We start from the raw sequence: 23,770 nt of genomic DNA on the forward strand, positions 1-23,770 counted from the left end.
TTGATCAGCAGTCGCGATCCCAGTAGCGATCACCGTTGCGGTCATAACGGTAGCAGCCGCGTTCGTTGTTCTTTTCTTTCTGAGAGCCGACAATGGCGCCTGCAGCCGCGCCGACAGCCGCGCCCGTGCCGACGTCGCCGGCAATCGCTCCGACGCCAGCGCCCAGCGCGCCACCTGCGAGCGCGCCTTCACCGCCGTAATTGCTTGCACAGCCTGCCATGCTGAACGCACCGGCAGCTAAAATGGGGAGGATGAATTTGCGCATCGATGATCTCCGAAAGTCTTGGACCAGCTTGTCAGCTCTACTGAAGTGAACGGTAGTGAACGCAAGTGGTTCCGCACAGAGTCTCAACGCAGCGACGGCCTGCGCCCGGTTATCCCGGGGCAGGCCGCCACGTAAGAACTGAAGCAGTTGCGAAAAGTCTTATCAGTCCGGCTTCTTGGCCACCGCCACCATCGCCGGGCGCAGCAGGCGGTCCTTGATCATGTAGCCCGCCTGAAGTTCCTGAACCACGGTGCCCGGCTCCGCATCGTCCGACGGCACTTCGATCATGGCCTGGTGCTGGTTGGGATCGAGCGGTAGCCCCATGGCGGCAATGCGGCTGATGCCGTGGCTGGCAAAGACCTTGTCGATTTCGCGGGCCGTCGCTTCAATGCCGGTAACGAGGCTCTTGAGCTTCTCGTCCTCGCGCAGGTCGGCCGGAATGGCGGAAAGCGCGCGCGACAGGTTGTCCGACACCGAGAGAATGTCCCGGGCAAAGCCGGTGGCGGCGTAGGCGCGCGTGTCCGCGATGTCCTTCTCCAGCCGGCGGCGCACGTTCTGCGTTTCCGCGCGGGCGTACAGCACGTCCTGCTCAGCCGTTGCCAGCTTCTCGCGCAGGGAGGTGACTTCCTCGTTCTTTCCGGTCGTGTCCACGAAGTCCTCCGGCACCCCTTGAAGTTCTTCGGCCCCGGCAGGATCGATGGCGGGCGACTGCGTCTTGTCGTCGGTCATTTCAGTATCTGTTCCAGCTATCCGATGAGCTTGCCCAGGCTCTGGGCGGTGAAGTCCACCATGGGGACGACGCGCGCATAATTCAACCGGGTCGGCCCGATAACCCCCACCACGCCCACCACCTTTCCATCGCGGTCGCGGTAGGGAGAGGCGATCACTGCCGAACCCGAAAGCGCGAAAAGGCGATTTTCCGATCCGATGAAGATGCGCGTCGCCTCGGCCTCGCGCGCAGTTTCCAGGAGGTCGGCGACAGATTGCTTGTTTTCCAGGTCGTCGAGCAGCGAACGAACACGTTCCAGATCCATCAGCGCGGCTTCGTCCAGCAGGTTCGCCTGCCCGCGTACGATAAGCACCGGCCGTGCCATCGCGTCCTCGCTCCAGACCGCCAGCCCGCGCTCCACAAGCTCACGACTCGCCGCATCCAGCGCCGATTTGCCCGATGCGATCTCACCGCGCATGGCCCGCGCCGCCTCCGCAAGGGTCCGCCCTCCCAGATGCGCGGAGATGTAGTTCGACGCCTCTTCCAACGCGCCGGGCGGCAGGCTCATGGGCAGCTTCAGCACGCGGTTCTCGACCGCGCCATCCTCTCCCACAAGCACTGCGAGAGCGCGCCCCGGGGAAAGGGGAACCAGTTGCAGATGCATCAGCCGGGGTTCGCGATGAGGAACCATGACCACCCCGGCGCCGGAGGACAGGCTGGACAACAACGCGCTCGTCGCTTCCAGCGCGGCCTCTATGGGACCTGGAGCCGAAATCCGACGCTCGATGGCCTGGCGCTCCTCCACCGTGGGCTCCGCAACCTGCATGATGCCGTCGACGAAGAGGCGAAGGCCTGCCTCGGTCGGCAGGCGACCGGCGCTGGTGTGCGGCGCGGCGAGCAGCCCCTGATTCTCAAGATCGGCAAGCACCGAGCGGATCGACGCAGACGAAAGGTTCATCCCTCCCGAGCCCGCCAGCGCCTTGGATCCCACCGGCGTTCCGGTCTCAAGATACCCCTCCACAACGAGGCGGAAGATTTCGCGGGCGCGGGTCGTCAGTTCGGTGATCGGCGGCGTCGGCATCTCAACGTCCAATTTAGGCAATGCTCTTGAACCGTAAACCCCATTGCGCCAAGGGCGAAACGGTATTCCACGGCCCACACGCCAAAGACAAGGATTCCCGAATGCGACCTTCCGGCCGTGCGCCTGACGAAATGCGTGCCATCGACATCCAGACCGGCTTCACCAAGCATGCGGAGGGTTCAGTTCTCGTTTCCTTCGGAGACACCCGCGTACTCGTGACCGCCTCGGTCGAGGAGAAGGTTCCCCCCTTCCTGCGCGGAAAGGGCGAAGGCTGGGTCACGGCAGAGTATTCGATGCTCCCCCGTGCCACCCACACGCGCGGCAGCCGTGAAGCGGCGAAGGGCAAGCAGTCCGGTCGTACCCAGGAGATCCAGCGCCTCATCGGTCGCAGCCTGCGTGCTGTCGTCGACATGAAGAAGCTGGGCGAACGGCAGATCGTGCTCGACTGCGACGTGCTCCAGGCCGATGGCGGCACCCGCACGGCATCGATCTCCGGTGCCTGGGTGGCGCTTCGCCTCGCGGTCGACAAGCTGATGGCGGAGGGCAAGATCAAGGAAGACCCGATCACCGCCCGCGTCGCCGCCGTTTCCTGCGGCATCCACCAGGGCACGCCGGTTCTCGACCTCGACTACATCGAGGACAGCGCGGCCGATGCCGACGCCAACTTCGTCCTGATCGAAGGCGGCCTGATCGCCGAAGCGCAGGCCACCGCCGAGGGGGCTACGTACGACGAGGAAGGCCTGCTGCGCCTGCTGCGCCTTGCCCGCATAGGCTGCGACCGCATCTTCGCCGCACAGGCAAAGGCCGTGGGTCGCTGATGACCCGCAAGCTCGACCGAGGCCGTCTGGTCATCGCCACGCACAATGCGGGCAAGCTCCGCGAGATTTCGGCGCTGCTGGCGCCCTACGGCGTGGATTGCGTCTCCGCCGAAGAGCTCGGCCTTCCCGAGCCGGAAGAAACCGGGACGACCTTCGTCGAGAACGCGCTGCTCAAAGCCCGCGCCGCCGCGCAGGCGGCCGGGCTGCCGGCCCTTGCCGACGACAGCGGCCTTTCCGTGACGGCGCTGGGCGGAAGGCCCGGCGTCTACACCGCGGACTGGGCGGAGCGGCAGTGGTTCGAAGGCGAACCCGGCCGCGACTGGTACATGGCCATGGGCAAGGTCGAAGGCCTGCTCTGCCAGCAGGGACCGGAGGTCGACCGCTCGTGCTGGTTTTCCTGCACCCTTGCGATCGCCTGGCCGGAGGGCGACGAAGCCGTCTACGAAGGGCGCGTCGACGGCACGTTCTCCTGGCCGCCTCGCGGTACCATGGGCTTCGGCTACGATCCGGTCTTCGTGCCGAATGGCCGCAGCGAAGCCTTCGCTCAGATCGCGCCGGAAGAAAAGCACGCCATCAGCCACCGCGCCGATGCCTTCAGAAAGCTTGTCGCCGAGCAGTTCAGCGACTGATACAAGAGGCCCATGGCCCGCGCTCTTTACATCCATTGGCCGTTTTGCCTGGCGAAGTGTCCCTACTGCGACTTCAACAGCCACGTTCGGGATCAGGTCGACCACGCTCTCTGGCAAGAGGGCCTTCTTGCCGACATGCGGCATGAGCACGCCGTAGCCGGTGGAGAACCGCTGGATTCCATCTTCTTCGGCGGCGGCACGCCTTCGCTCATGCCGCCTGCCCTCGTTGCGCGGCTGCTGCAGGAGGCGGCTGCGCTCTGGGGCTTTGCGCCGGGTATCGAGATCACGCTTGAGGGGAACCCCTCGTCCGTCGAAGCCGCCAATTATGCCGCCCTCGCGGCGGCGGGCGTGAACCGGGTCTCGCTCGGCCTGCAGGCGCTGGACGATGATACCTTGCGCTTCCTGGGCCGGCTGCACGATGCGCAGGAAGGCCTCAAGGCGCTGGAGGTAGCGCAGCAGCATTTCCAGCGCGTCAGCTTCGATCTGATCTACGCGCGCCCCGGCCAGACGCTGGCAAGCTGGAGACGCGAACTCGAGCGCGCGCTTTCCTTCGGCACGGGGCACCTGTCGCTGTACCAGCTTACGATCGAGCCCGGCACCCGGTTCGAGACGATGGTCCGCAAGGGCGACTTCACGCCGCTCGATGAGGACGCCTGCGCTGACATGTTCGCCCTCACCCGTGCGATGACCAGCGCGGCCGGCCTCCCTGCCTACGAGATCAGCAATCACGCCCGGCTTGGCGAGGAAAGCCGACATAACCTGACCTATTGGCGCTACCAGGACTATTGCGGCATTGGCCCGGGCGCGCATGGACGGCGTTCGGGCGTGGCCACGGTTCGCCATCGCAAGCCCGAGAATTGGCTCGGCAGCCTTGAGCGTGCGAGGCACGGCATCGCGGAAGAGCGCGTTCTTGGCGCGGCGGAGCAGGCCAGCGAAGCGATGTTGATGGGCCTGCGCCTGCGCGAAGGCGTGGACCTCGGCGAGATGGCATCCCGGTTCGGGATGGCCGAGGCGCAGCTCTGCAACGCGGCCAAGGCCCGCTTCTACGAACAACAGGGCTTTGTCTGGCGCCAAGGCTCGCGCCTCGGCGTTACTGAGCAGGGCATGGTCCTCCTCGACACCCTGCTGGGGGAACTCGTTCCCGAGCAACTGGTCGAAGGCTGATGCACGATAAGGGGGAGGTACTGGAAGCGTGGGGCACGCATCTGGCACAAGGTCGCCGCCGAAGCCCGCACACCGTTCGCGCCTACATCGCCACCGCCGCGCGGCTTCTGGACCATGTGGAAGCGGCGGACTGGAATACACTGGCCCGCGTCGACGGAGCCACCCTGCGGACACACCTCGCCGCGCGCCGGCAGGATGGCATCGGCAACGTTTCCGCAGCGCGAGAGCTTTCGGCTCTCAAAGCCTTCCTTACTTTCGCGCGGACCAGGGCCGGTGACCAACAGGCCACTCCGCCCCGAATAAAGGGGCCGCGCATCAAGAAGGGCCTGCCGCGGCCGATCACGCCGGACGAAGCCGTCAACCTGGCGGCAGGCGTTGAGGAAGACGCGAACCAGCCCTGGATCGGAGCGCGCGATCGCGCCGTCCTGCTTCTACTCTACGGTGCGGGTCTGCGCATTGCCGAGGCGCTGTCGATCAAGGGATCGGCCGTCCCGCTTGGCGAGACACTGATCGTCACCGGAAAGGGAAGCAAGCAGCGCGTCGTCCCGCTCCTGCCGATCGTGCGCGATGCCGTTTCCGATTACCTCGCCAAGTCGCCCTGGCCCCTCGAAGCGGATCACGCGCTGTTCCGTGGGGCGAAAGGAGGCCCGCTGTCGCAGGGGATGGTGCAGAAGGCGGTTGCGCGCGCACGAACGGTTCTTGGGCTGCCCTCAAGCGCGACGCCACACGCGCTGCGCCACAGTTTCGCCACGCACCTGCTCGGTGCAGGGGCCGATCTGCGCTCGCTTCAGGAGCTGCTGGGGCACGCCTCGCTCAGTTCCACGCAAATCTACACGAAAGTCGACGCGGCGACGCTGCTCGACGTCTACCGGAGCGCGCACCCGCGGGAGCAGGGCTAGGCCCGGTCCTCCCGCGGCTTCCAGTGCAGCACGCGCCAGAGGTAGAACACGATGGTGATGACCGCGACAGCAAGCGTGGCATAGCCCAGCCATTGCTCCGCCTCGGCCAGCCGCCTGCCGAGCCATTTGCCGCCCAGGATCAGCCCCGCGTTCCAGATTGCGGCGCCCACGAAGGTGAAGCCCAGGAACTTGGCATGGTTCATGTGTGCCAGCCCTGCCGGAATCGAGATGACGGTACGGAACATCGGCATGAAACGGAAGAAGAAGACCACCCAATGCCCATGCTTGCGCAGGAACCGGCCGGCGACCTCGATATCGTGCCATTCCAGCGTGAGCCAGCGCCCCCACCGATCGATGAAGGGCCTGAGCCGCTCATAACCCAGGCGGTCCGCGACGAGGAACAGGACGTAATTGCCCATGACGGCGCCAAGAGTGCCCCAGCCCAGCAGCGGCCAGAACTGCATATGGCCACGAGCCACGGCAATGCCGCCAAGGCCCATGATGAGCTCTGACGGCACTGGAGGGATGATGTTCTCCAGCGCCATCAGGAACATGATGCCGAGATAGCCGCCCTGCCGGACGATTTCGTAGACCCACTCAGCCATGGAACAGCCTCGCCTCGATCACAGCCACCGCCCTTACATGGCTGCGTGGCGTCTTTCGATGGCGTCCCAAATGCGGGCACCGGTATCCGTGCCGTTGAACCGGTCGATCGCCACGATGCCGGTGGGCGATGTCACATTGATTTCTGTCAGCCATTTTCCGCCGATCACGTCTATGCCGACGAAAACCAGCCCCCGCGCCTTCAGTTCCGGGCCAAGCGCCGCGCAGATTTCCTCCTCCGCCGAAGTGAGCCCGCACGCCTCTGCCGATCCACCCACTGCAAGGTTGGAACGGAACTCGCCCTCGCCCGGCTTCCGGTTGATGGCCCCGGCAAACTCGCCGTCGACCAGCACGATGCGCTTGTCGCCTTCCGCCACATCGGGGAGAAAGGGCTGGACCATGAAGGGTTCGACCCACGCGTTCTCGAACATCTCGATCAGAGCGCCTAGGTTCGAGCCATCTGCGGGTACGCGGAACACGGCCTTGCCGCCGTTGCCATGGAGTGGCTTGATGACGAGGTCACCCGGATGACGCTGATTGAAGGCGCGCACATCCTCGATACGGCGCGCGATGAAGGTCGGCGGCATGAAGCGCGCGAAATCCAGCACAAAGACCTTCTCGGGCGCATTGCGCACCGAAGCGGGGTCGTTGACAACCAGCGTCTGCCCGGCGAGCCGCTCGAGCAGGTGCGTGGCAGTGATGTAGCCCAGGTCGAACGGCGGATCCTGCCGCATCAGCACCACGTCGACATCCTCGACGAGATCGAGCAACCGGTACTCGCCACGCGTAAAGTGATTGCCCTCCACGCGCTGCACCGTAACCGGCGCCGCCCAGCAGGTCAGCCGACCGCCCGCACCATGGGCGGTGTCGTAAGCCAGGGTCTTGACGTCGTAGTGGTACAGGACATGCCCCCTTGCCTGCGCAGCCAGCATCAGGGCGAAGCTGGAATCGCCCCCGATCTTGATCGTTTCAAGCGGATCCATCTGGACGGCGACGCGCAGGGTCATGGCGGGAAGAGGCCCTCTAAGGTGAAATCAGGAGTGGCGGTCTAGCCGCGTTCCGGCGAAGGTGCGACCTTTATTGCGGATTACAATCCCCTCTCAGCCATGGGGTTGCCAGGCGTTGACGATCCGACGCGGCCATGTACGGGGTGCGAGCAGGATGACATCGATCCGCTGATCCTCCCCGAAGCGGGCGTAGCGCGGTGCCAGCAACCGTGCGGCGTCGGCCACCCGCTGCAACCGGCGAGCGTCTATGGCGGTGGCCAGGTCTTCCCTCCTCGCCCGCCATTTCACCTCCACGAAACAGACGGTGCGGCCCCTTCGCGCAACCAGGTCGACCTCGCCCATGCGCGTCTTCACCCGTCGCCCCACCACGCGCCAGCCGGTCAGCGCAAGGTAAAGCGCCGCCAGCCTCTCGCCGCGACGCCCGTCCTGTTCGGCCTTCTGCCGCCGCTCGCTCACTTCAGTTCGAGCGCTCTGGCGTAAAGGGTCTTGCGGTCCAGCCCCGTCGCTCTTGCAACGGCAGCGGCAGCCTGCGACGCCTTCGCTTCGGAGAGCGCTTCGCGCAGCAGTGCGTCCACGTCGAGGTCTTCGACGCTCGCGCTCCCCGGCGGTGCGATCACAAGAACGATCTCGCCCTTCGGGGGGTGTGCTGCATAGTGCTGCGCCAGTTCCTGTGGAGAACCGCTGCGGCATTCCTCGAACTTCTTCGTCAGTTCGCGTGCTACCGCCACTTCGCGGCCGGGCAGCACCTTGTCGATCGCCGCAAGCGCGGCATCGAGGCGCGGCGCCGTCTCGTAGAAGATCAACGTTGCCGGGATGTTTCTGAGTTCACCCAGCACATCCTCGCGGGCCTTCGCCTTGTTGGGCAGAAAGCCTGCGAAGAGGAAGCGGTCGTTAGGAAGGCCGGAAAGCGTCATCGCCACCACCGCCGCGTTCGGCCCTGGTAGGCTGGTCACGACGATGCCGCGCTCCCGCGCCGTGCGCACCAGCCTGTATCCCGGGTCTGAGATCAGCGGCGTGCCGGCATCGCTGACAAGCGCCACGGGCTCGGCTTCCATAAGCGTCAGGAGCCGTTCGCGATCCCCCTCTCCGGCATGATCGTCGTAGCGGATCAGCCGCTTCTTCAGCCCCAGGTGATGCAGCAGCTTGCCGGTCACGCGTGTGTCCTCGCAGGCCACGGCGGAGACTCCGCGCAGGGTGTCCACGGCTCGCAGCGTTATATCGCCCAGGTTGCCAATGGGGGTTGCGACTATGTACAGGCCCGGTGAAAGAGTGTGTTCCATATGGCCTGACTCATGGCCCATAGACCAAGGGAGCGGCAAGCAATGTTCGACAAATGGGGGATCAGGGCCCTGAACCGGCGCAATCTTCTCGCCGCGGCGGCCATGGCGCTCGTTGCCGGCTGTGCGGTAGTGCCAAAAGCACCTCAGCCGGCTCCGCCCCCCGCACCCACTCCCGAACCCTCACCGGGGAACATTCCCGTCGACACCGAGCGGCACCGCGTGGCGCTGCTCGTTCCGGTGACCGGGCAGAATGCCGGTGTCGGTCAGGCCATCGCCAATGCCGCCAACATGGCGCTTCTCGATACCTCGGCCAAGAACCTGCGCGTGACGACCTACGACACCAGCGGCAACCCGGCCGAAGCCGCGCGCCGCGCTGTCGCCGAGGGCAACCAGCTGATCCTCGGGCCGCTGCTTTCCGACGACATTCCGGCTGTCTCGGCAATCGCCAAGAGCGCCCGCATCCCTGTCATCTCGTTCTCCAACGACGAGAAGGCGGCAAGCCGCGACGTATTCATTATGGGCAACCTTCCGGGACAGTCCGTCACGCGAACCGTAGAGTACGCGAGGGCGCAGGGCATCTCCACCTTCGCGGCGCTCGTTCCACGCGGGGACTATGGAGACCGGACCAGCGGCGCGCTCCTTTCGGCGGTGCGCGCCGGCGGAGGCTCGGTCGTGGCGCTGGAGCCTTATGATCGCAGCGCCTCCTCGATCAGCGCGGCGGCGCAGCGGGTGAAGGCAAAGGGCGGTTTCGAGGCGTTGCTGATCGCGGACAGCGGCTCGCTCTCTGCGCGCGCGGCGAACGCGTTCAAGGGCAATTCGAAGTCCGCGGGCACCAGACTGCTCGGCACGGAACTCTGGAGCGGTGAGCGCGAGGTGACCTCCTCTCCCGCTCTTGCCGGTGCCTGGTACTCGACCGTTTCAGATAAGCGCTTTGCCCAGTTCTCCAGCAGCTACCGTGCACGCTTTGGCGGCCAACCGTTCCGCATCGCGACGCTCGGCTACGACGCGGTCCTCCTCACCCTGCGCGTTGCGCGCGACTGGAAGCCGGGCACGCGCTTCCCTGTGGATACTCTGCGCGACACCAAGGCCTTCCTCGGCGTCGACGGGGCCTTCCGGTTTACCCGCAACGGGTTGGTCGAACGGGCCCTTGAGGTTCGCGAAGTGGCCCCCGGGACGGTGAAGGTGATCAGCCCGGCACCGGCTAAGTTCGGCGAATGACCGTATGCCGTCCCGCGCCCCGGCCGGGACGGCATCCTCCTCCATTTGCGGAAAAGAACGAACACGTCCTTGCCCCGATGATTCCGCGAGCCCTATAGATCATCCATGTCCGACGATCTCTTCGACAAGCTCCCCACCGCTGCCGGTGAGTCCTACGATGGTTCCGCGATCGAAGTGCTGGAAGGGCTGGAGCCTGTCCGTCGCCGTCCGGGCATGTACATCGGCGGGACGGACGAGCGGGCCCTCCATCACCTTGTCGCCGAAGTGCTCGACAATGCAATGGACGAAGCTGTCGCCGGCCACGCCAACCGGATCGAGGTCGTGCTGGAGGATGAACCCGGAACCGCGGGCCGCATCACGATCACTGACAACGGCCGCGGCATCCCGGTGGATGAACACCCCAAGTATCCCGGCAAGTCCGCGCTTGAGGTCATCCTCTCCACCCTGCACTCGGGCGGCAAGTTTTCAGGCAAGGCCTATGCGACCTCGGGCGGTCTGCACGGCGTCGGCATCTCGGTCGTCAACGCGCTCTCAATCCGCACCCGCGTGGAGGTTGCGCGCAACAAGGAGCTCTTCGCGCAGGAGTTTTCGCGCGGCGTGACGCTCGGCCCCATCCAGCGCGTCGGCGCGGCGCCCAACCGGCGCGGCACCTCCGTCACCTTCACGCCCGACACGGAGATTTTCGGGGACCAGACGTTCAAGCCGTCGCGGCTCTTCAAGCTGGTCCGTTCCAAGGCCTACCTTTTCGCAGGCGTTGAGATCCGCTGGAAATGCGCGCCTTCGCTCCTCGTCGACGGCGTGCCGGCCGAGGCAACGTTTCAGTTCCCCGGCGGCTTGGCCGATCACCTTGCAGAACAGATCGGCAAACGCGAGTGCGTGACCACCCAACCCTTCGCCGGGCGGCAGGACTTTCCGCAGGGCGAGGATGGATCCGAGCAGGGACGGGTGGAATGGGCGATAGCCTGGCCGCTCTACTCGGACGGCAGCTACTCCTGGTATTGCAACACCATCCCGACGCCTGACGGCGGTACTCACGAGCAGGGCCTGCGCGCTGCTCTCACCAAGGGCATCCGCGCCTTTGCCGATCTTGTCGGTCAGGCGAAGAAGGCGAAGGACATCACTCCGGATGACGTTGTCACTGGCAGCGAAATCATGCTTTCGGTGTTCATCCGCGACCCCCAGTTTCAGAGCCAGACGAAGGACCGCCTCACCAGCCCGGAAGCCGCCCGCATGGTCGAGGCTGCCGTGCGCGACCACTTCGACCACTTCCTTACGGACAACCTCGATCGCGGCAAGGCCCTGCTCGCCTCCATCATGGAGCGCATGGACGAGCGCCTGCGTCGCAAGGCGGAGCGTGAGGTAAAGCGCAAGACGGCCACGAACGCCCGCAAGCTGCGCCTGCCCGGCAAGCTCACGGATTGCTCGGGCGAAGGATCGGGCGAGACCGAACTGTTCATCGTCGAAGGCGATTCTGCGGGCGGCTCCGCCAAGCAGGCGCGGGACCGCAAGACGCAAGCCATCCTGCCCATCCGCGGCAAGATTCTCAACGTCGCCAGTGCGACGGCGGACAAGATCCGCGCCAACCAGGAAATCGCCGACCTCGGCCTGGCGCTCGGCTGCGGGACCCGCAAGGACTGCAATCCCGACAACCTGCGTTACGACCGCATCGTCATCATGACGGACGCCGATGTCGACGGCGCGCACATCGCCACGCTGCTGATGACGTTCTTCTTCCAGGAGATGCCGGAAATCGTGAAGCGCGGGCACCTCTACCTTGCCCAGCCACCGCTTTACCGCCTGACCTCGGGCGCAGTCTCCGCCTATGCCCGCGACGACGCGCACAAGGCCGAACTGGAAGCCACCAAGTTCAAGGGCAAGAAGGTAGAAGTGGGCCGCTTCAAGGGCCTGGGCGAGATGAACCCGCAGCAGTTGCGCGAAACGACGATGAGCCCGGAGACGCGTTCGCTGATCCGCATCACTCTACCGCAGGAAAGCGAAGGCCGTTTCGCAGTGAAGGATCTGGTTGACCGCCTGATGGGCCGTAACCCCGAACATCGCTTCCAGTTCATCCAGAACCGCGCGGGCGAAGTGGACCGCGAACTGATCGACGCCTGACCGGTCGCGTTTCTTCCCGCCGTGGAAGGTTCGGATCACCGATCGCAACGCCACGGCGCGGTTATGCGCCGGTCGATGGTCGCTGTTGCCTTGCTGCGGCGCACAACATAGGATTTAACCGAACAGTTAAGAGCAGGATGAGCCGATGCAGCGTTTCGAAGGCACCAGCAACTACGTTGCCACCGATGACTTGAAGGTGGCAGTGAACGCAGCGGTCCTGCTCCGGCGCCCGCTCCTCGTCAAAGGCGAGCCCGGGACCGGCAAGACGGTCCTGGCCGAGCAGATCGCCGAAGCTCTCGACGCACCGCTCATTACTTGGAACGTGAAGTCCACCACGAAGGCGCATCAAGGTCTCTACGAGTATGATGCCGTGGCCCGCCTTCGCGACGGCCAGCTTGGCGACGAGCGCGTTCATGACATTTCAAACTACATTCGGAAGGGCAAGCTTTGGGAGGCCTTCACCTCACCACAGTTGCCCGTCCTCCTTATCGACGAGATCGACAAGGCGGACATCGAGTTCCCGAACGACCTTCTCGCCGAGCTCGATCGGATGGCCTTCGACGTCTACGAAACCGGCGAGCATGTCGCCGCTGTCGAGCGGCCGATCGTCGTCATCACCTCGAACAATGAGAAGGACCTGCCGGATGCATTCCTGCGCCGCTGCTTCTTCCATTACATCAAATTCCCGGATCGGGAGACGATGGAAGCCATCGTCGATGTGCACTTTCCCGGCATCCAGAAGACGCTGGTCCGCAAGGCCATGGAAATCTTCTACGAACTGCGCGAAGTGCCCGGACTGAAGAAGAAGCCTTCGACGAGTGAGCTGCTGGACTGGCTCAAGCTCCTGATGAACGAGGACATGCCGCTCGAAGTCCTGCAGAACAAGGATCCGGGCAAGGCCATTCCCCCGCTCCACGGCGCGCTGCTCAAGAACGAGGCGGACGTGATGATGTTTGAACGTCTCGCGTTCATGGCGCGCGGAGGTCGCTGATGAGCGCGCCCTACCAGGGACGGTGCAACTGTGGTGCGGTGACCGTCACGATCACCGCTGAACCAGCGGCAACGCGACAGTGCTGGTGCCGCCAGTGCCAGAAAATCGCAGCGGGCGGTCCAACCAACAATGCCATGTTTCGCACTGACGCGGTGACGGTGACCGGCGAGCGCGGCGAATACGCTTATGTCGCGAGCAGCGGCAACACGCTCACGCAGGAGTTCTGCACCGTCTGCGGAAGCGGCGTCCTGGGCCGCTCGAGTGCGCGGCCGCAGTTCCGTACAATCCGTCTGGGCCTCCTCGACGAAGCCCACGGGCTGCGTCCCGGCATGGCGATCTGGACCGAAGAGGCGCCCGAATGGGCGACGATCGATCCACAGATGGAACGATGGCCACAGCAGCCCCCGCCGCCAGCGTCCACGGCCTGACAGATCGAAAAGCGCATAGAAGCCTACAAAAGGCAGCATCTTGCGAGATATACTTCATTGCTGTTCCGCTTGGAAGAACGGCACACGGGACAATCCATCATGTTCCTGAACTTTATCGACGAACTGCGGGCCGCCGGAATCCCGGCATCGCTCAAGGAGCACCTCGTGCTGCTCGAAGCGCTCGACAAGGACGTGATCGAGCAGACGCCAGAGGCATTCTATTACCTCAGTCGCGCCACCTTCGTGAAGGACGAGGGTCTGCTTGACCGGTTCGACCAGGTTTTCCAGAAGGTTTTCGCCGGGGTGATGAGCGACTACGGGCAGCAGCCGGTGGACATTCCGGAAGACTGGCTGAAGAAGCTGGCAGAGCGCTACTTCTCGCCGGAAGAGATGGAGGCGGTAAAGTCTCTCGGCTCCTGGGACGAGATCATGAATACGCTCAAGGAGCGGTTGGAGGAGCAGCAGAAACGCCATCAGGGCGGCAACAAGTGGATCGGTACGAACGGCACGTCACCCTTCGGGCATTCCGGCTACAACCCGGAAGGCGTGCGCATCGGCGGCGAAGGCAAACAGGGCCGCGCGATCAAGGTCTGGGAAAAGCGCGAATTCGCCAACCTCGACAACACGCGCGAACTGGGCACGCGCAACATCAAGGTGGCGCTACGCCGCCTGCGCCGCTTCGCCCGTGAAGGCGCGGCCGAGGAACTGGATCTTGATGCCACGATTGCCGGCACCGCCAAGCAGGGCTGGCTCGATGTCGTGATGCGGCCCGAACGGCATAACGCGGTGAAGGTTCTGCTTTTCCTCGACGTGGGCGGCTCCATGGACCCCTTCATTCGGCTGGTGGAGGAACTGTTCAGCGCCGCGACCGCCGAGTTCAAGAACATGGAGTTCTTCTACTTCCACAACTGCCTCTACGAAGGCGTATGGAAAGACAACAAGCGGCGCTGGTCGCAGCGCACGCCGACCTGGGATATTCTCCACAAGTACGGCCATGACTACAAGGTCATTTTCGTGGGCGACGCCGCGATGAGCCCCTACGAAATCAGCCATCCCGGCGGTTCGGTCGAACACATGAACGAGGAAGCCGGAGCCATCTGGTTGAACCGCGTGGTCCAGACCTATCCGGCCACGGTGTGGCTCAATCCGACGCCGGAACGGCAATGGAACTACTCCAGTTCCACCCGCATGATCCGCGAGATCATGGGTGGGGCGATGTACGCGCTCACGCTGGAGGGGCTTGACGCAGCGATGCGGGAACTGACCCGCAAGAAGGGCTAGGGGTAAAGGAGCAAGTCGCGGACCTCCGTGGTCCAGGCCTGTTCGTCCCGGCTGGCGACGCTCTCAAGATCCCCCGCCGCCGCAGACGGATCATCGACCCATTCGCGCAGCGTCGGGCCACCGTTGATAACGTCGATGGCAAGACGGTCGAATTCGTACTCGTAGGGGAAATCACGCCAGATCGGGTAGTCCGGATAGAGCCGCCGGATCGCCTTGAATGCCAGGGCCTGAAGCCGCCACGGGCGAAAGATGTTGTGATCGTAGAACCGGCCTTCTGCGTGAATCATCAAGCCGTTACACAAGGTTCTTGCGTGCTTGTGAAAGGTCGGTTCGAACCAGCATTCACGAAGGGCGCAGCCCGCCATCCACTCCGGCGCGTAGCCGTGCATTTCAGCAAGCACCGCCCTGGCATCGAGATCCGGCGCGCCGAAGAGAACCTCCAGCGGGCGCGTCGTCCCCCGGCCCTCGGACAGGGTCGCCCCTTCGATCATCACCGTACCTGCGTAGGCACGCGCCATGTTGAGATTGGCGGCGTTCGGGCTGGGGTTGATCCAGATCCGGCTCTCCGGCCAACCAAAGCCCGGCCCCTCGTGCGGACGCCAGCCGTCCATGGCGACGACGCGGTAATCGACATTCAGGCCGAAGTGGCGAATGAACCAGTGGCCCATCTCCCCAAGCGTCAGGCCATGGCGCATCGGCATCGGCCCGGCGCCGACGAAGCTCTCGTGTCCCGGCACCAAAGTCGATCCCTCAACTGGACGGCCCGCCGGGTTCGGCCGATCGAGCACCCAGACGCTCTTGCCCTGCTCCGCCGCTTCCTGAAGCAGGTAAAGCAGCGTCGTCACGAACGTGTAGATACGGCAGCCCAGATCCTGCAGGTCGAACAGGAACACGTCGGCGCTGTCCATCATCGCCGGCGTCGGGCGGCGTACCTCGCCGTAGAGACTGTAGACCGGGATTCCGTAGAGCGGATCCACTTCGTCCGCCGTCTCCACCATGTTGTCCTGCTTGTCGCCTTTCAGGCCGTGCTGGGGGCCGAACGCGCTGGTGACGTTCACGCCCGCCGCGATCAGAGCGTCGAGCGAATGGACAAGATCTTCCGTGACGGACGCCGGGTGCGCGACAAGAGCAACACGGCGGCCTTCGAGAGGGGCACGCAGGGCGGGGTCCGCCAGCAGGCGATCGATACCGAACTTCATGCGCCGCTGGGTGCAGCAACCTCGGCGATGAAGCAAGCCGGATCGTGGAAATCGGGCGCATCCGAACCGTGAACAAGCGACCAGTAGCTTTTGTGCCCCCCGCTCTCCTCGATGACAGCGGTAAAGCCGCAACGCCAAGGCGCGGCGGGCAGACCAGCAGTCGGTATGGCAGCATCGAAGATCGCCATGTCCGTGCCCAGCCGCGCCGCGCATCGCGGTTCGCGCGGCATCGGGCGCTCCGTCACGCCCTTCCTTCGGCTCTCGAAGTCATAGACGTTCCAGCGTTCCGACGGGGACAGGTTGATCTCGGTGTACTGCGGCCCTCCCCCGGGTTGCAGGAAGAGTTCGAAGCACGTGGTCTGCCACAGACCGTCCGCTCGGCCCTTGCCGGCGAACGGCGGGACGACGAGACTGCCAGCACCCATGATCTTCCACCGGGCCCGCAGCCAGTCGGCATCGAACCCGATGATGCGCGCTTCGAGGCTACGTACCGCCAGCGGTAGATGGGCGGGATGGAATACAAGCTGCATGATGCCCGACGCCGTACGCTTCCTTGCCGTTATAGGGCAAACGCGAATTCGCTGCGCGCCGACGACTTTGTTTCACGGAGGCGCCGTGCTACGCGCGCCGCTTCCTTATCACACGAAACGGAAGCGATGACCTACACCTCCTCCCTGCTCCGCCTGCTCGATGAGCGCGGCTACATTCACCAGCTTACCGACGCCGAGGGCCTCGACGCCCTTGCCGCGAAGCAGGTGGTGCCGGGGTATATCGGCTTCGATCCGACGGCTCCTTCGCTGCACGTCGGGCATCTCGTCTCCATTATGATGCTGCGGCAACTGCAGCGGGCCGGTCACAAGCCCATCGTCGTCATGGGAGGCGGGACCGGCAAGATCGGCGATCCGAGCTTCAAGGACGAAGCACGCAAGCTGCTGACCGAGGACACCATCGCCGAAAACGTGGCCTCGATCCGCCGCGTCTTCGAGCGCTTCCTGACCTTCGGAGACGGCCCCAGCGACGCCATCCTGGTCGATAACGCGGAGTGGCTCGACACGCTCGAGTACATCCCGTTCCTGCGGGACATCGGGCAGCATTTCTCCATCAACCGCATGCTCAGCTTCGATTCCGTGAAGCTGCGCCTGGACCGGGAGCAATCGCTGAGCTTCCTCGAATTCAACTACATGATCCTGCAGGCTTACGACTTCCTGGAACTCTCGCGCCGGGCCGGTTGCCGCCTGCAGATGGGTGGATCGGACCAGTGGGGCAACATCGTTAACGGCGTCGAACTGTCACGCCGCGTCGATGGCACGCAGGTGTTCGGACTGACGACTCCCCTCCTCACCAATGCGGACGGCACCAAGATGGGCAAGACCGTGGGCGGCGCCGTCTGGTTGAACGAGGATCAACTGCCGCACTTCGACTACTGGCAGTTCTGGCGCAACACCGACGATCGCGACGTCGGCAAGCGACTGCGCCTGTTCACCGATCTTCCCCTCGAAGAGATCGAGAAACTCGAAGCACTGCAAGGAAGCGAGATCAACGCCGCGAAGATCGTCCTGGCCAATGAAGCCACGCGGCTGTGCCGGGGCGACGACGCCTCGAAGGCGGCCGAGGCCACGGCGCAGGCGACCTTCGCTGCAGGCGGTCTTGGTGACGACCTGCCTGTACTCGAAGTCGGGGCAGAAGGCATTCGGCTCGGAGCGGCTTGCACTGCGCTGGGTTTCGTCGGCTCCAACGGCGAAGCGAAGCGCAAGATCGCTGAAGGTGCGGTGCGGCTGGACGACACGCCCATGGACGACCCGGCTCTGCTCGTTACGGTCGCATCCGGCGAAAGCCGAAAGCTTAGTGTCGGCAAGAAGAAGCATGGCGTGCTCAAGGGCATCTGATCGGTCAACACCGGTTCCCCACAGCGTGGGGCCGGTTCAAAATTAACCGGTTGTTTGCCATTAAGAGGCTAAGGTTCCGTTCCGGATCACGAGCAGAGGCATGGGAACGATGAGTGCAGGAGCGCAGCTCTCTGTAACCGACAAGCGGCGGGCAACGCGCCACACGGTCGATTACACAGTGTTGGCTGAGCATCGCCAACTCGGCGAGCTGGAACTGCACATCGTCAACATTTCCGGCCAGGGCTTCATGATCCAGGGCGAGCCTGCGATCGAGCGCGGAGAGCGCCTAGTGATCCGCCTTCCCGTGGTTGGGCGCATCGAGGCACACCTGATCTGGACGCACGAGGGGCGAGCGGGCTTCCAGTTCGAGCGTATCATACGCACGACCGATTTCCTGAAGCTCGTCGAGACACTCCAACCGAACCCGCGTCTTCGCCCGAAGCGCTGATCTGCGGGGCGGTTGATCGTAGGTGCCGCTCGTTTCGCCACGAACACGCATTCTCCTCTTGATATTATATCATAACATATAAAAAGGCCGCATGCGTTACCGTCTGTTCAAAGCCGCCCTGCTCGCATGCGCCAGCCTGGGTTCTGTCACCTCCGTGCTGCCCAGCCAGGCCAGCGCGCAGGAAGTGGAACCGCGAAAGGCACCGCCTCCTCCTGACGTTCACGAAGTCCCTCATCCCGACCGCGAACCCCCCGTTCAAGACTCCGCACCCGGCAGGGACATCGTCGTGGTGGGCCACCCACCGACGGATTTCGGGCTGCTCTCTGCCACAGCGAGTCTCGCAGGAGACGCGCTACTGACCCGCATCCGTGGGCAGATCGGCGAAACGCTCTCGTCGCTTCCGGGCGTGTCGTCCACCGCTTTCGCTCCCGGCGCCTCGCGGCCCGTGCTCCGTGGCTTCAGTGGCGACCGCGTGAGCGTCATGATCGATGGCATCGGCTCGCTGGACGCATCGAATATATCCGTCGACCATGCGGTTGTCTTCGACCCGCTGACGATCGACCATGTCGACGTGTTCCACGGCCCATCGGTTCTGCTTTACGGCGGCAATGCCATCGGGGGCGCCGTTAACGCCATCGACAAGCGCATCCCACGGCAGGTTCCGGACCGGATAACGGCTACCGGCATCGGCGGATATGGCACGGCGGCTGACGAACGCTCGCTCAGCGGCGCCATCGAGGCTCCGCTCGGCGACAGGTTTGTCGCGCATGCCGATGCGTCCTGGCGCAAGGCTGATGACCTGCGTGTCGGCGGCAAGATCTATTCGCCCGCCCTGCGGGAGGACATGCGTCATGCGGCCGAGCATCTTCGGGAGGAGGGTGAAGAGGGCGAAGCCACCGCATTGGAGGCGCAGACCGTTCGTTCTGGCCGCCTGACGGATTCGGCCGCGCGCACGCTGACGCTCGGAGCCGGTCTCGCGTTCATCGACGCTGATGGCAACCTGGGCATCTCGTACCAACACTACGATACGCGCTACGGTGTCCCCTCCCGTCCCGAAACCGGCCATGGTCATGAGGAGGATCATGAGGAAGGACACGACCACGGGGAAGGACCCGTCTCCATCGGTCTGAAGCAGGATCGCTTCGATCTTCGTGGAGAGGTTCGGTTGTCCGGCTTCCTTGAAAGCCTGCAGGTTCGCGGCGCCTATGCCGACTATCGGCATACCGAGTTCGAAGGGTCCGAAGTCGGTACGGTTTTTGAGGGCGAAGGCATCGAGACCCGTCTTGACCTGATTCAGGCCACCAGGAACGGCTGGCGTGGCCGAAGCGGCGTCCAGTATCTCTCGCGCAGCCTGGTCACGACTGGGCCTGAGGCTGTGGTTCCAGATTACCGCATCGACCGTGTCGGCGTGTTCACCCTCCAGTCTCTGGACCTGGGCGCAGGGTTCACGGTGGATGCTTCCGGTCGATACGACAGTTCCCGGGCCACCTCCCGCAGTGGCGACTTTTCCCGGTCCTACGATCTGGCGTCCGCCGCGGCCGGTGCCAGCTGGCGGTCCGGAAAGGGTTTCAGCGTGGGCGCGAACTTCGTGCATGGCGAACGCGCCCCGTCGCCCGAGGAACTGCTGAGCGATGGATTGCACGTGGCCACGCAAGCCTACGAAGTTGGCGACCGTGCCCTCGACAAAGAACGTAGCGATGCGTTCGAAGCCTATGTGCGTTACAGGCAGCCATCGTTCGAAGTCTCGCTGACCGGTTACCTGAGCGACTTCGACAACTACATCACCCCCCTCGCCACAGGTGAGGAAGAGCAAGGCCAGCCCGTCTACCGGTACACGGGCGTGGGTGCTCGATTCAGGGGCTTCGAAGCCTCGGGCAGTGTCCGGGCGACCCGTTGGGATGGTGGCGAGTTGCGGCTGGACGCATTAGCTGACTACACTCACGCGCAGATAAAGGGACATGGTCCCGTGCCCCGCATCCCGCCCCTGCGGCTTCGCGGTGGAGCGACAGCCACCTTCGACACCGTTCGGCTCCGCGGCGAACTGGAGTGGAACGCTCGGCAGAACCGCGTCGGCCCCTTCGAAAATGCGACGGCGGCCTTCACCGTGGTTAATGTCAGCGCGGACTGGCATCCCATGGGAGAGGACGGTCCGGTCACGCTGATGCTTTCGGCCGACAATCTGTTCGACGTGATCGGACGACGCGCCGCATCGTTCACGAGCGACTTCGTACCCATTGCCGGCCGCGACGTCCGGCTGACCGCCAAGTTCACCTATTAGTTCATCAAGTCAGGGGCATCTTGGCAAGGGGAGAGCGCGCTGCCATGCAGCGCAGGTGAGTCTCCCCGTCCCCACCTCCCCGCTGCAGATCGCCGACTATCGAAAGTTCTGGCTGGCCCGCTTCCTCGCCGTTCTGGCTACGACCGGAACCGTCGTCATCATCGGCTACCAGTTGTACGATGTTGCACGGACGGACTATGGCATGTCGATAACCCAGGCTTCCCTGCAGCTGGGCCTGCTGGGTTTTGCGCAATTCCTGCCTGTGTTCCTGCTGACGCCGGTAGCCGGCGTCATAGCTGACAGGTTCGACCGCCGGCGTGTCGCCGGGGTCGCCGCGATGCTCGATGCCTGCGTCGCACTGGGCCTTGGCATAACAACCGCGCTGGAGATCCGGAACCTGCCGGTTCTTTACGCCTTCGCGGTCTTGCATGGCATGGTCCGCGTGTTCATCAGCCCCTCCATGGCGGCCATTGCGCCCAACATCGTGCCGCCGCAGCTCATTCCGCGCGCGATCGGCTTCAACTCGATCGCCATGCAGGCAGGCACCATCATCGGCCCGGCAGCCTACGGTTTCCTTTTCGCCGCGGATCACGCCCTGCCATACTGGTGTTCCACCGTCTTCACACTGGGCGCGTCGATTGCGATCCAGTCTATTCGCAACCTGCCGCCCCCTGCTCACGACGCTTCCAGGCCCCATCCGCTCCGGCAGATCGTCGAAGGTTTTCACTTCGTCTGGCGCGAGCGTTTTCTGTTCGGCTGCATAACCCTTGACCTCTTTGCGGTTCTTCTCGGCGGCGCCACCGCGCTTATGCCGGTGTTTGCCCGCGACATTCTTCACGTCGGCCCTGAAGGCCTCGGGCAGATGCGGGCGGCCACGGCCGCGGGCGCAGCGGTCGTCGCCTTCTGGCTCTCCTTCCGCCCCCTGCGGTTCAACGTGGGCGTAAAGATGCTCACCGCAGTTGTAGGCTACGGCGCCATGACTATCGGCTTCGGGCTGTCGCGGCACTTCCTCCTTTCGCTACTCTTCCTGGCGCTTCTGGGCGCGGCGGACATGATCTCCGTCTTCATCCGCAGCTCGCTCGTCCAGCTTCGCACGCCGGACGCGGTCCGTGGCCGGGTGTCCGCCATCTCAGGTCTCGCCATCTCCGCCTCCAACGAACTTGGCGAGTTGCAGTCCGGTTTTGCCGCGGCGTTGCTCGGCGCGACCGGAGCAGTTGTCTTCGGCGGCAGCGCTGCCATAGTCATCACACTTGCCTGGGCCTGGCTGTTCCCCGAACTTCGCCGCGCCCGCACATTCGAACCCCGTTGGGAGCAAAATGTATGAAGGCCGACAGTATACTCGCCACCATCGGCGATACGCCGCACATCCGTCTCTCGCGCCTGTTCCCTGACCATGAGGTGTGGATCAAGGCGGAGCGGGCCAATCCCGGCGGCTCCATCAAGGACCGCATCGGTCTTGCCATGATCGAGGCGGCCGAGGCCGACGGCAGCCTCAAGCCCGGTGGCACCATCATCGAGCCGACCTCCGGCAACACAGGCATCGGTCTTGCCATGGCCGCCGCCGTCAAGGGGTACACCCTGATTCTCGTGATGCCGGAGTCGATGTCCGTGGAACGCCGCCGCCTCATGCTGGCCTACGGCGCGAAGTTCGACCTCACGCCTCGCGAAAAGGGCATGAAAGGCGCCATCGAACGTGCCAAGGAACTGATCGACGCCACACCCGGATCGTGGATGCCGCAGCAGTTCGACAATCCGGCTAATGTCGATGTCCATGTGAACACCACGGCGCAGGAGATCCTGAAGGATTTCGCCGACGAACCGTTCGATGTGCTTATCACGGGGGTGGGCACCGGCGGCCATCTCACCGGCTGCGCCGAAACGCTGAAGGCGCAGTGGCCGCAGATGAAGGCTTATGCCGTCGAACCGACGCTGTCCCCGGTCATCTCCGGTGGTCAACCGGGCCCTCATCCGATCCAGGGTATCGGCGCGGGCTTCATTCCGGGCAATCTCCATACCCAGTCCATCGACGGTGCCATTCAGGTCGATCCCGCAGACGCGAAGGAGTGGGCACGCCGCTCCGCGACGGCGGAGGGCATGCTGGTCGGCATCAGTTCGGGCGCCACTCTCGCCGCTATCGCGCAGAAGCTGAAGGAGCTGCCTGCCGGAAGCAGGATCCTGGGCTTCAACTATGATACCGGCGAGCGCTACCTTTCAGTGCCTGACTTCCTTCCCGAATGACCCCGTTCTTCCGGTGCACAACAAGCGAGACAGCATGACGGCCTATCAACCGACGCTCGAGCCGATCCCCTATTCCCACGCCGGGGTCGCTCTCACCGGATGGCTCGCGCGCCCTGCCGGCACCCCGCGCGCCGCCGTGGCTTTGTTCCCCACCATCGCCAATGTCATTCCTCTGATGGAAGATCGGGCGCGCAGGCTGGCCGGCGAAGGCTACCTGGTGATGATCACCGACTTCTACGGCGAACCGATCGAAAGCTTCGAAGCATCGTTTCCCTTCGCCGAGAAGGTGCGCGCTGACAACGCATACTACCGCGCCCGGATCATTGCCGGCCTCGATGCTCTTCGGGAAATCGCCAATGGTCTCACCCTCTTCGCAATTGGCCACTGCATGGGCGGGCAGGCCGTCCTCGAAGCTGCGCGCGCCGGTGAGGACCTCGCCGGAATCGTCAGCTTCCATGGCGTCTTCCCCACGACCGCACCCGCCCGGCCCGGCGGCATCAGGCCGCGTATCCTGATCTGCCACGGCGACGCCGACCCGCTCGCCCCGCGCGAACATGTGCTGGCCTTGTGGGAAGAGCTGGATGCCGCTGAGGCCAACTGGCACTTCCACTCCTACGCCAGGGTCAAGCATGGCTTCACCGATCCCGACAGCAACACCAAGGGAAAGGATTTCCTCGACTACAACGCCAGCGCCGATCGCCAGTCGTGGAACTCCATGCTGTCGTTTTTCGACGAGATCCTCAGTCAGAATGCCTGAAGCTCAGGGTGGAGGGCTTTCTCAGGCCTCCACCCGCTCCAGTCCATCGCCTTCCAGGCGACGGTAAAAGCAGCTGGTCGCACCCGTATGGCAGGCCGGGCCTTCCGGCCTGACCCGCAACTCCAGCGCATCCTGGTCGCAATCAACCCGGATCTCCTCAACCCGCAGGAAGTGACCGGATGTCTCCCCCTTCAGCCACAGCTTCCCGCGCGAACGCGAATGAAAGTGCGCCAAGCCGGTCTCGCGCGTCTTGGCCAGTGCCGCCTCATCCATGTAGGCGACCATCAGTATCTCCCGCGTGCGGGAATCGACAGCAATCGCGATGAGCAATCCCTGCGCATCGAAGCGCGGAAGAAACGCTGTTCCCATTTCCCGTTCGGTAGCTGTTATCTCAGTCATCTTTACCGGTTTCTTTCTTGCCGCAACCCGGCGAAGGAATGTTGCAACCTAGCCACAGCAGTGGATCAAAATCCCTC

At 64.2% G+C, this 23,770-nt stretch carries 25 protein-coding genes; 15 read left to right on the top strand and 10 right to left on the bottom strand.

Annotated features, from left to right (window positions below; genetic code table 11):
- Window positions 1–4: 4 nt before the first annotated feature.
- The 3 genes from QOL62_RS04605 to hrcA all read right to left on the bottom strand — a co-directional run bounded on the left by QOL62_RS04605 (window position 5) and on the right by hrcA (window position 2,055).
- Window positions 5–265 carry a YMGG-like glycine zipper-containing protein gene (locus QOL62_RS04605; protein WP_283405358.1) on the bottom strand — a complete coding sequence of 87 codons (261 nt, stop codon included), beginning with the start codon at window positions 263–265 and terminating at the stop codon, window positions 5–7.
- Window positions 266–427: 162 nt separating this feature from the next.
- Window positions 428–994 (bottom strand): nucleotide exchange factor GrpE, encoded by a 567-nt coding sequence (gene grpE, locus QOL62_RS04610; protein ID WP_103729785.1) that lies wholly within the window; start codon window positions 992–994, stop codon window positions 428–430.
- A 17-nt stretch (window positions 995–1,011) separates the two neighbouring features.
- Window positions 1,012–2,055, bottom strand: coding sequence for a heat-inducible transcriptional repressor HrcA (hrcA, locus tag QOL62_RS04615; RefSeq protein WP_283405359.1), 1,044 nt, complete (start codon window positions 2,053–2,055; stop codon window positions 1,012–1,014).
- 101 nt (window positions 2,056–2,156) lie between these two features.
- Here hrcA and rph point away from each other — a divergent pair, with 101 nt between their 5' ends.
- The 4 genes from rph to QOL62_RS04635 are packed head-to-tail and all read left to right on the top strand — an operon-like array spanning window position 2,157 to window position 5,565.
- Window positions 2,157–2,873 (top strand): ribonuclease PH, encoded by a 717-nt coding sequence (rph, locus tag QOL62_RS04620; RefSeq protein ID WP_103729786.1) that lies wholly within the window; start codon window positions 2,157–2,159, stop codon window positions 2,871–2,873.
- The gene (gene rdgB / locus QOL62_RS04625) at window positions 2,873–3,502 is read left to right on the top strand and encodes an RdgB/HAM1 family non-canonical purine NTP pyrophosphatase (RefSeq protein WP_283405360.1); all 630 of its coding nucleotides are present in this window, start codon (window positions 2,873–2,875) and stop codon (window positions 3,500–3,502) included. The genes rph and rdgB overlap by 1 nt, the downstream gene beginning before the upstream one ends.
- A gap of 12 nt (window positions 3,503–3,514) precedes the next feature.
- Window positions 3,515–4,666 (top strand): radical SAM family heme chaperone HemW, encoded by a 1,152-nt coding sequence (gene hemW, locus QOL62_RS04630; protein ID WP_283405361.1) that lies wholly within the window; start codon window positions 3,515–3,517, stop codon window positions 4,664–4,666.
- Window positions 4,666–5,565, top strand: a complete 900-nt coding sequence (locus tag QOL62_RS04635; protein ID WP_283405362.1) for a tyrosine recombinase XerC — start codon at window positions 4,666–4,668, stop codon at window positions 5,563–5,565. The genes hemW and QOL62_RS04635 overlap by 1 nt, the downstream gene beginning before the upstream one ends.
- Here QOL62_RS04635 and QOL62_RS04640 read toward each other — a convergent pair.
- From QOL62_RS04640 to rsmI, 4 genes are all read right to left on the bottom strand, one after another.
- Window positions 5,562–6,170, bottom strand: a complete 609-nt coding sequence (locus QOL62_RS04640) for a DedA family protein (protein ID WP_283405363.1) — start codon at window positions 6,168–6,170, stop codon at window positions 5,562–5,564. The genes QOL62_RS04635 and QOL62_RS04640 overlap by 4 nt on opposite strands.
- Before the next feature lie 33 nt (window positions 6,171–6,203).
- Window positions 6,204–7,175 (bottom strand): glutathione synthase, encoded by a 972-nt coding sequence (gene gshB, locus QOL62_RS04645; protein WP_103729791.1) that lies wholly within the window; start codon window positions 7,173–7,175, stop codon window positions 6,204–6,206.
- A 93-nt stretch (window positions 7,176–7,268) separates the two neighbouring features.
- Window positions 7,269–7,631 carry a YraN family protein gene (locus QOL62_RS04650; RefSeq protein ID WP_283405364.1) on the bottom strand — a complete coding sequence of 121 codons (363 nt, stop codon included), beginning with the start codon at window positions 7,629–7,631 and terminating at the stop codon, window positions 7,269–7,271.
- Entirely contained in the window at window positions 7,628–8,455 is an 828-nt protein-coding gene (gene rsmI, locus QOL62_RS04655) for a 16S rRNA (cytidine(1402)-2'-O)-methyltransferase (protein WP_283405365.1), read from the bottom strand. The genes QOL62_RS04650 and rsmI overlap by 4 nt, the downstream gene beginning before the upstream one ends.
- 42 nt (window positions 8,456–8,497) lie before the next feature.
- Between rsmI and QOL62_RS04660 the strand changes: the two genes are divergently transcribed.
- The 5 genes from QOL62_RS04660 (at window position 8,498) to QOL62_RS04680 (ending at window position 14,488) form a co-directional block, all read left to right on the top strand.
- Window positions 8,498–9,673, top strand: coding sequence for a penicillin-binding protein activator (locus tag QOL62_RS04660; protein WP_283405366.1), 1,176 nt, complete (start codon window positions 8,498–8,500; stop codon window positions 9,671–9,673).
- Between the two features lie 105 nt (window positions 9,674–9,778).
- Window positions 9,779–11,788: a DNA topoisomerase IV subunit B gene (parE, locus tag QOL62_RS04665; RefSeq protein WP_283405367.1), complete on the top strand. Its 2,010-nt coding sequence runs from the start codon at window positions 9,779–9,781 to the stop codon at window positions 11,786–11,788.
- Between the two features lie 145 nt (window positions 11,789–11,933).
- On the top strand, window positions 11,934–12,779 hold the full coding sequence (locus tag QOL62_RS04670) for an AAA family ATPase (RefSeq protein WP_103729796.1): 846 nt from the start codon (window positions 11,934–11,936) through the stop codon (window positions 12,777–12,779).
- Window positions 12,779–13,207 (top strand): GFA family protein, encoded by a 429-nt coding sequence (locus tag QOL62_RS04675; RefSeq protein WP_283405368.1) that lies wholly within the window; start codon window positions 12,779–12,781, stop codon window positions 13,205–13,207. The genes QOL62_RS04670 and QOL62_RS04675 overlap by 1 nt, the downstream gene beginning before the upstream one ends.
- A gap of 99 nt (window positions 13,208–13,306) precedes the next feature.
- Window positions 13,307–14,488: a vWA domain-containing protein gene (locus QOL62_RS04680; RefSeq protein WP_283405369.1), complete on the top strand. Its 1,182-nt coding sequence runs from the start codon at window positions 13,307–13,309 to the stop codon at window positions 14,486–14,488.
- Here QOL62_RS04680 and QOL62_RS04685 read toward each other — a convergent pair.
- Window positions 14,485–15,687, bottom strand: a complete 1,203-nt coding sequence (locus QOL62_RS04685) for an exo-beta-N-acetylmuramidase NamZ family protein (protein ID WP_283405370.1) — start codon at window positions 15,685–15,687, stop codon at window positions 14,485–14,487. The two genes, QOL62_RS04680 and QOL62_RS04685, sit on opposite strands and share 4 nt — an antisense overlap.
- Window positions 15,684–16,217, bottom strand: a complete 534-nt coding sequence (locus tag QOL62_RS04690; protein WP_283405371.1) for a DOMON-like domain-containing protein — start codon at window positions 16,215–16,217, stop codon at window positions 15,684–15,686. The genes QOL62_RS04685 and QOL62_RS04690 overlap by 4 nt, the downstream gene beginning before the upstream one ends.
- Window positions 16,218–16,343: 126 nt before the next feature.
- On the opposite strand from QOL62_RS04690, the gene tyrS reads away from it, so the two are divergent.
- The 6 genes from tyrS (at window position 16,344) to QOL62_RS04720 (ending at window position 23,294) form a co-directional block, all read left to right on the top strand.
- A complete protein-coding gene (tyrS, locus tag QOL62_RS04695; RefSeq protein ID WP_283405372.1) occupies window positions 16,344–17,573 on the top strand; it encodes a tyrosine--tRNA ligase in 1,230 nt (409 codons plus the stop codon).
- Between the two features lie 109 nt (window positions 17,574–17,682).
- Entirely contained in the window at window positions 17,683–18,021 is a 339-nt protein-coding gene (locus tag QOL62_RS04700) for a PilZ domain-containing protein (RefSeq protein WP_103729883.1), read from the top strand.
- 91 nt (window positions 18,022–18,112) lie between these two features.
- Window positions 18,113–20,299: a TonB-dependent receptor gene (locus QOL62_RS04705; RefSeq protein ID WP_283405373.1), complete on the top strand. Its 2,187-nt coding sequence runs from the start codon at window positions 18,113–18,115 to the stop codon at window positions 20,297–20,299.
- A gap of 55 nt (window positions 20,300–20,354) precedes the next feature.
- The gene (locus QOL62_RS04710; protein ID WP_283405374.1) at window positions 20,355–21,623 is read left to right on the top strand and encodes an MFS transporter; all 1,269 of its coding nucleotides are present in this window, start codon (window positions 20,355–20,357) and stop codon (window positions 21,621–21,623) included.
- A complete protein-coding gene (gene cysK, locus QOL62_RS04715) occupies window positions 21,620–22,537 on the top strand; it encodes a cysteine synthase A (RefSeq protein WP_283405375.1) in 918 nt (305 codons plus the stop codon). Before QOL62_RS04710 ends, cysK begins: the two co-directional genes overlap by 4 nt.
- A gap of 34 nt (window positions 22,538–22,571) precedes the next feature.
- Window positions 22,572–23,294 carry a dienelactone hydrolase family protein gene (locus QOL62_RS04720; protein ID WP_283405376.1) on the top strand — a complete coding sequence of 241 codons (723 nt, stop codon included), beginning with the start codon at window positions 22,572–22,574 and terminating at the stop codon, window positions 23,292–23,294.
- Between the two features lie 21 nt (window positions 23,295–23,315).
- On the opposite strand, the gene hisI is transcribed toward QOL62_RS04720, so the two are convergent.
- Window positions 23,316–23,693 carry a phosphoribosyl-AMP cyclohydrolase gene (hisI, locus tag QOL62_RS04725; RefSeq protein WP_103729805.1) on the bottom strand — a complete coding sequence of 126 codons (378 nt, stop codon included), beginning with the start codon at window positions 23,691–23,693 and terminating at the stop codon, window positions 23,316–23,318.
- Window positions 23,694–23,770 lie beyond the last annotated feature (77 nt).

The organism is Novosphingobium panipatense (assembly GCF_900182875.1).
Taxonomy (GTDB): domain Bacteria; phylum Pseudomonadota; class Alphaproteobacteria; order Sphingomonadales; family Sphingomonadaceae; genus Novosphingobium; species Novosphingobium panipatense.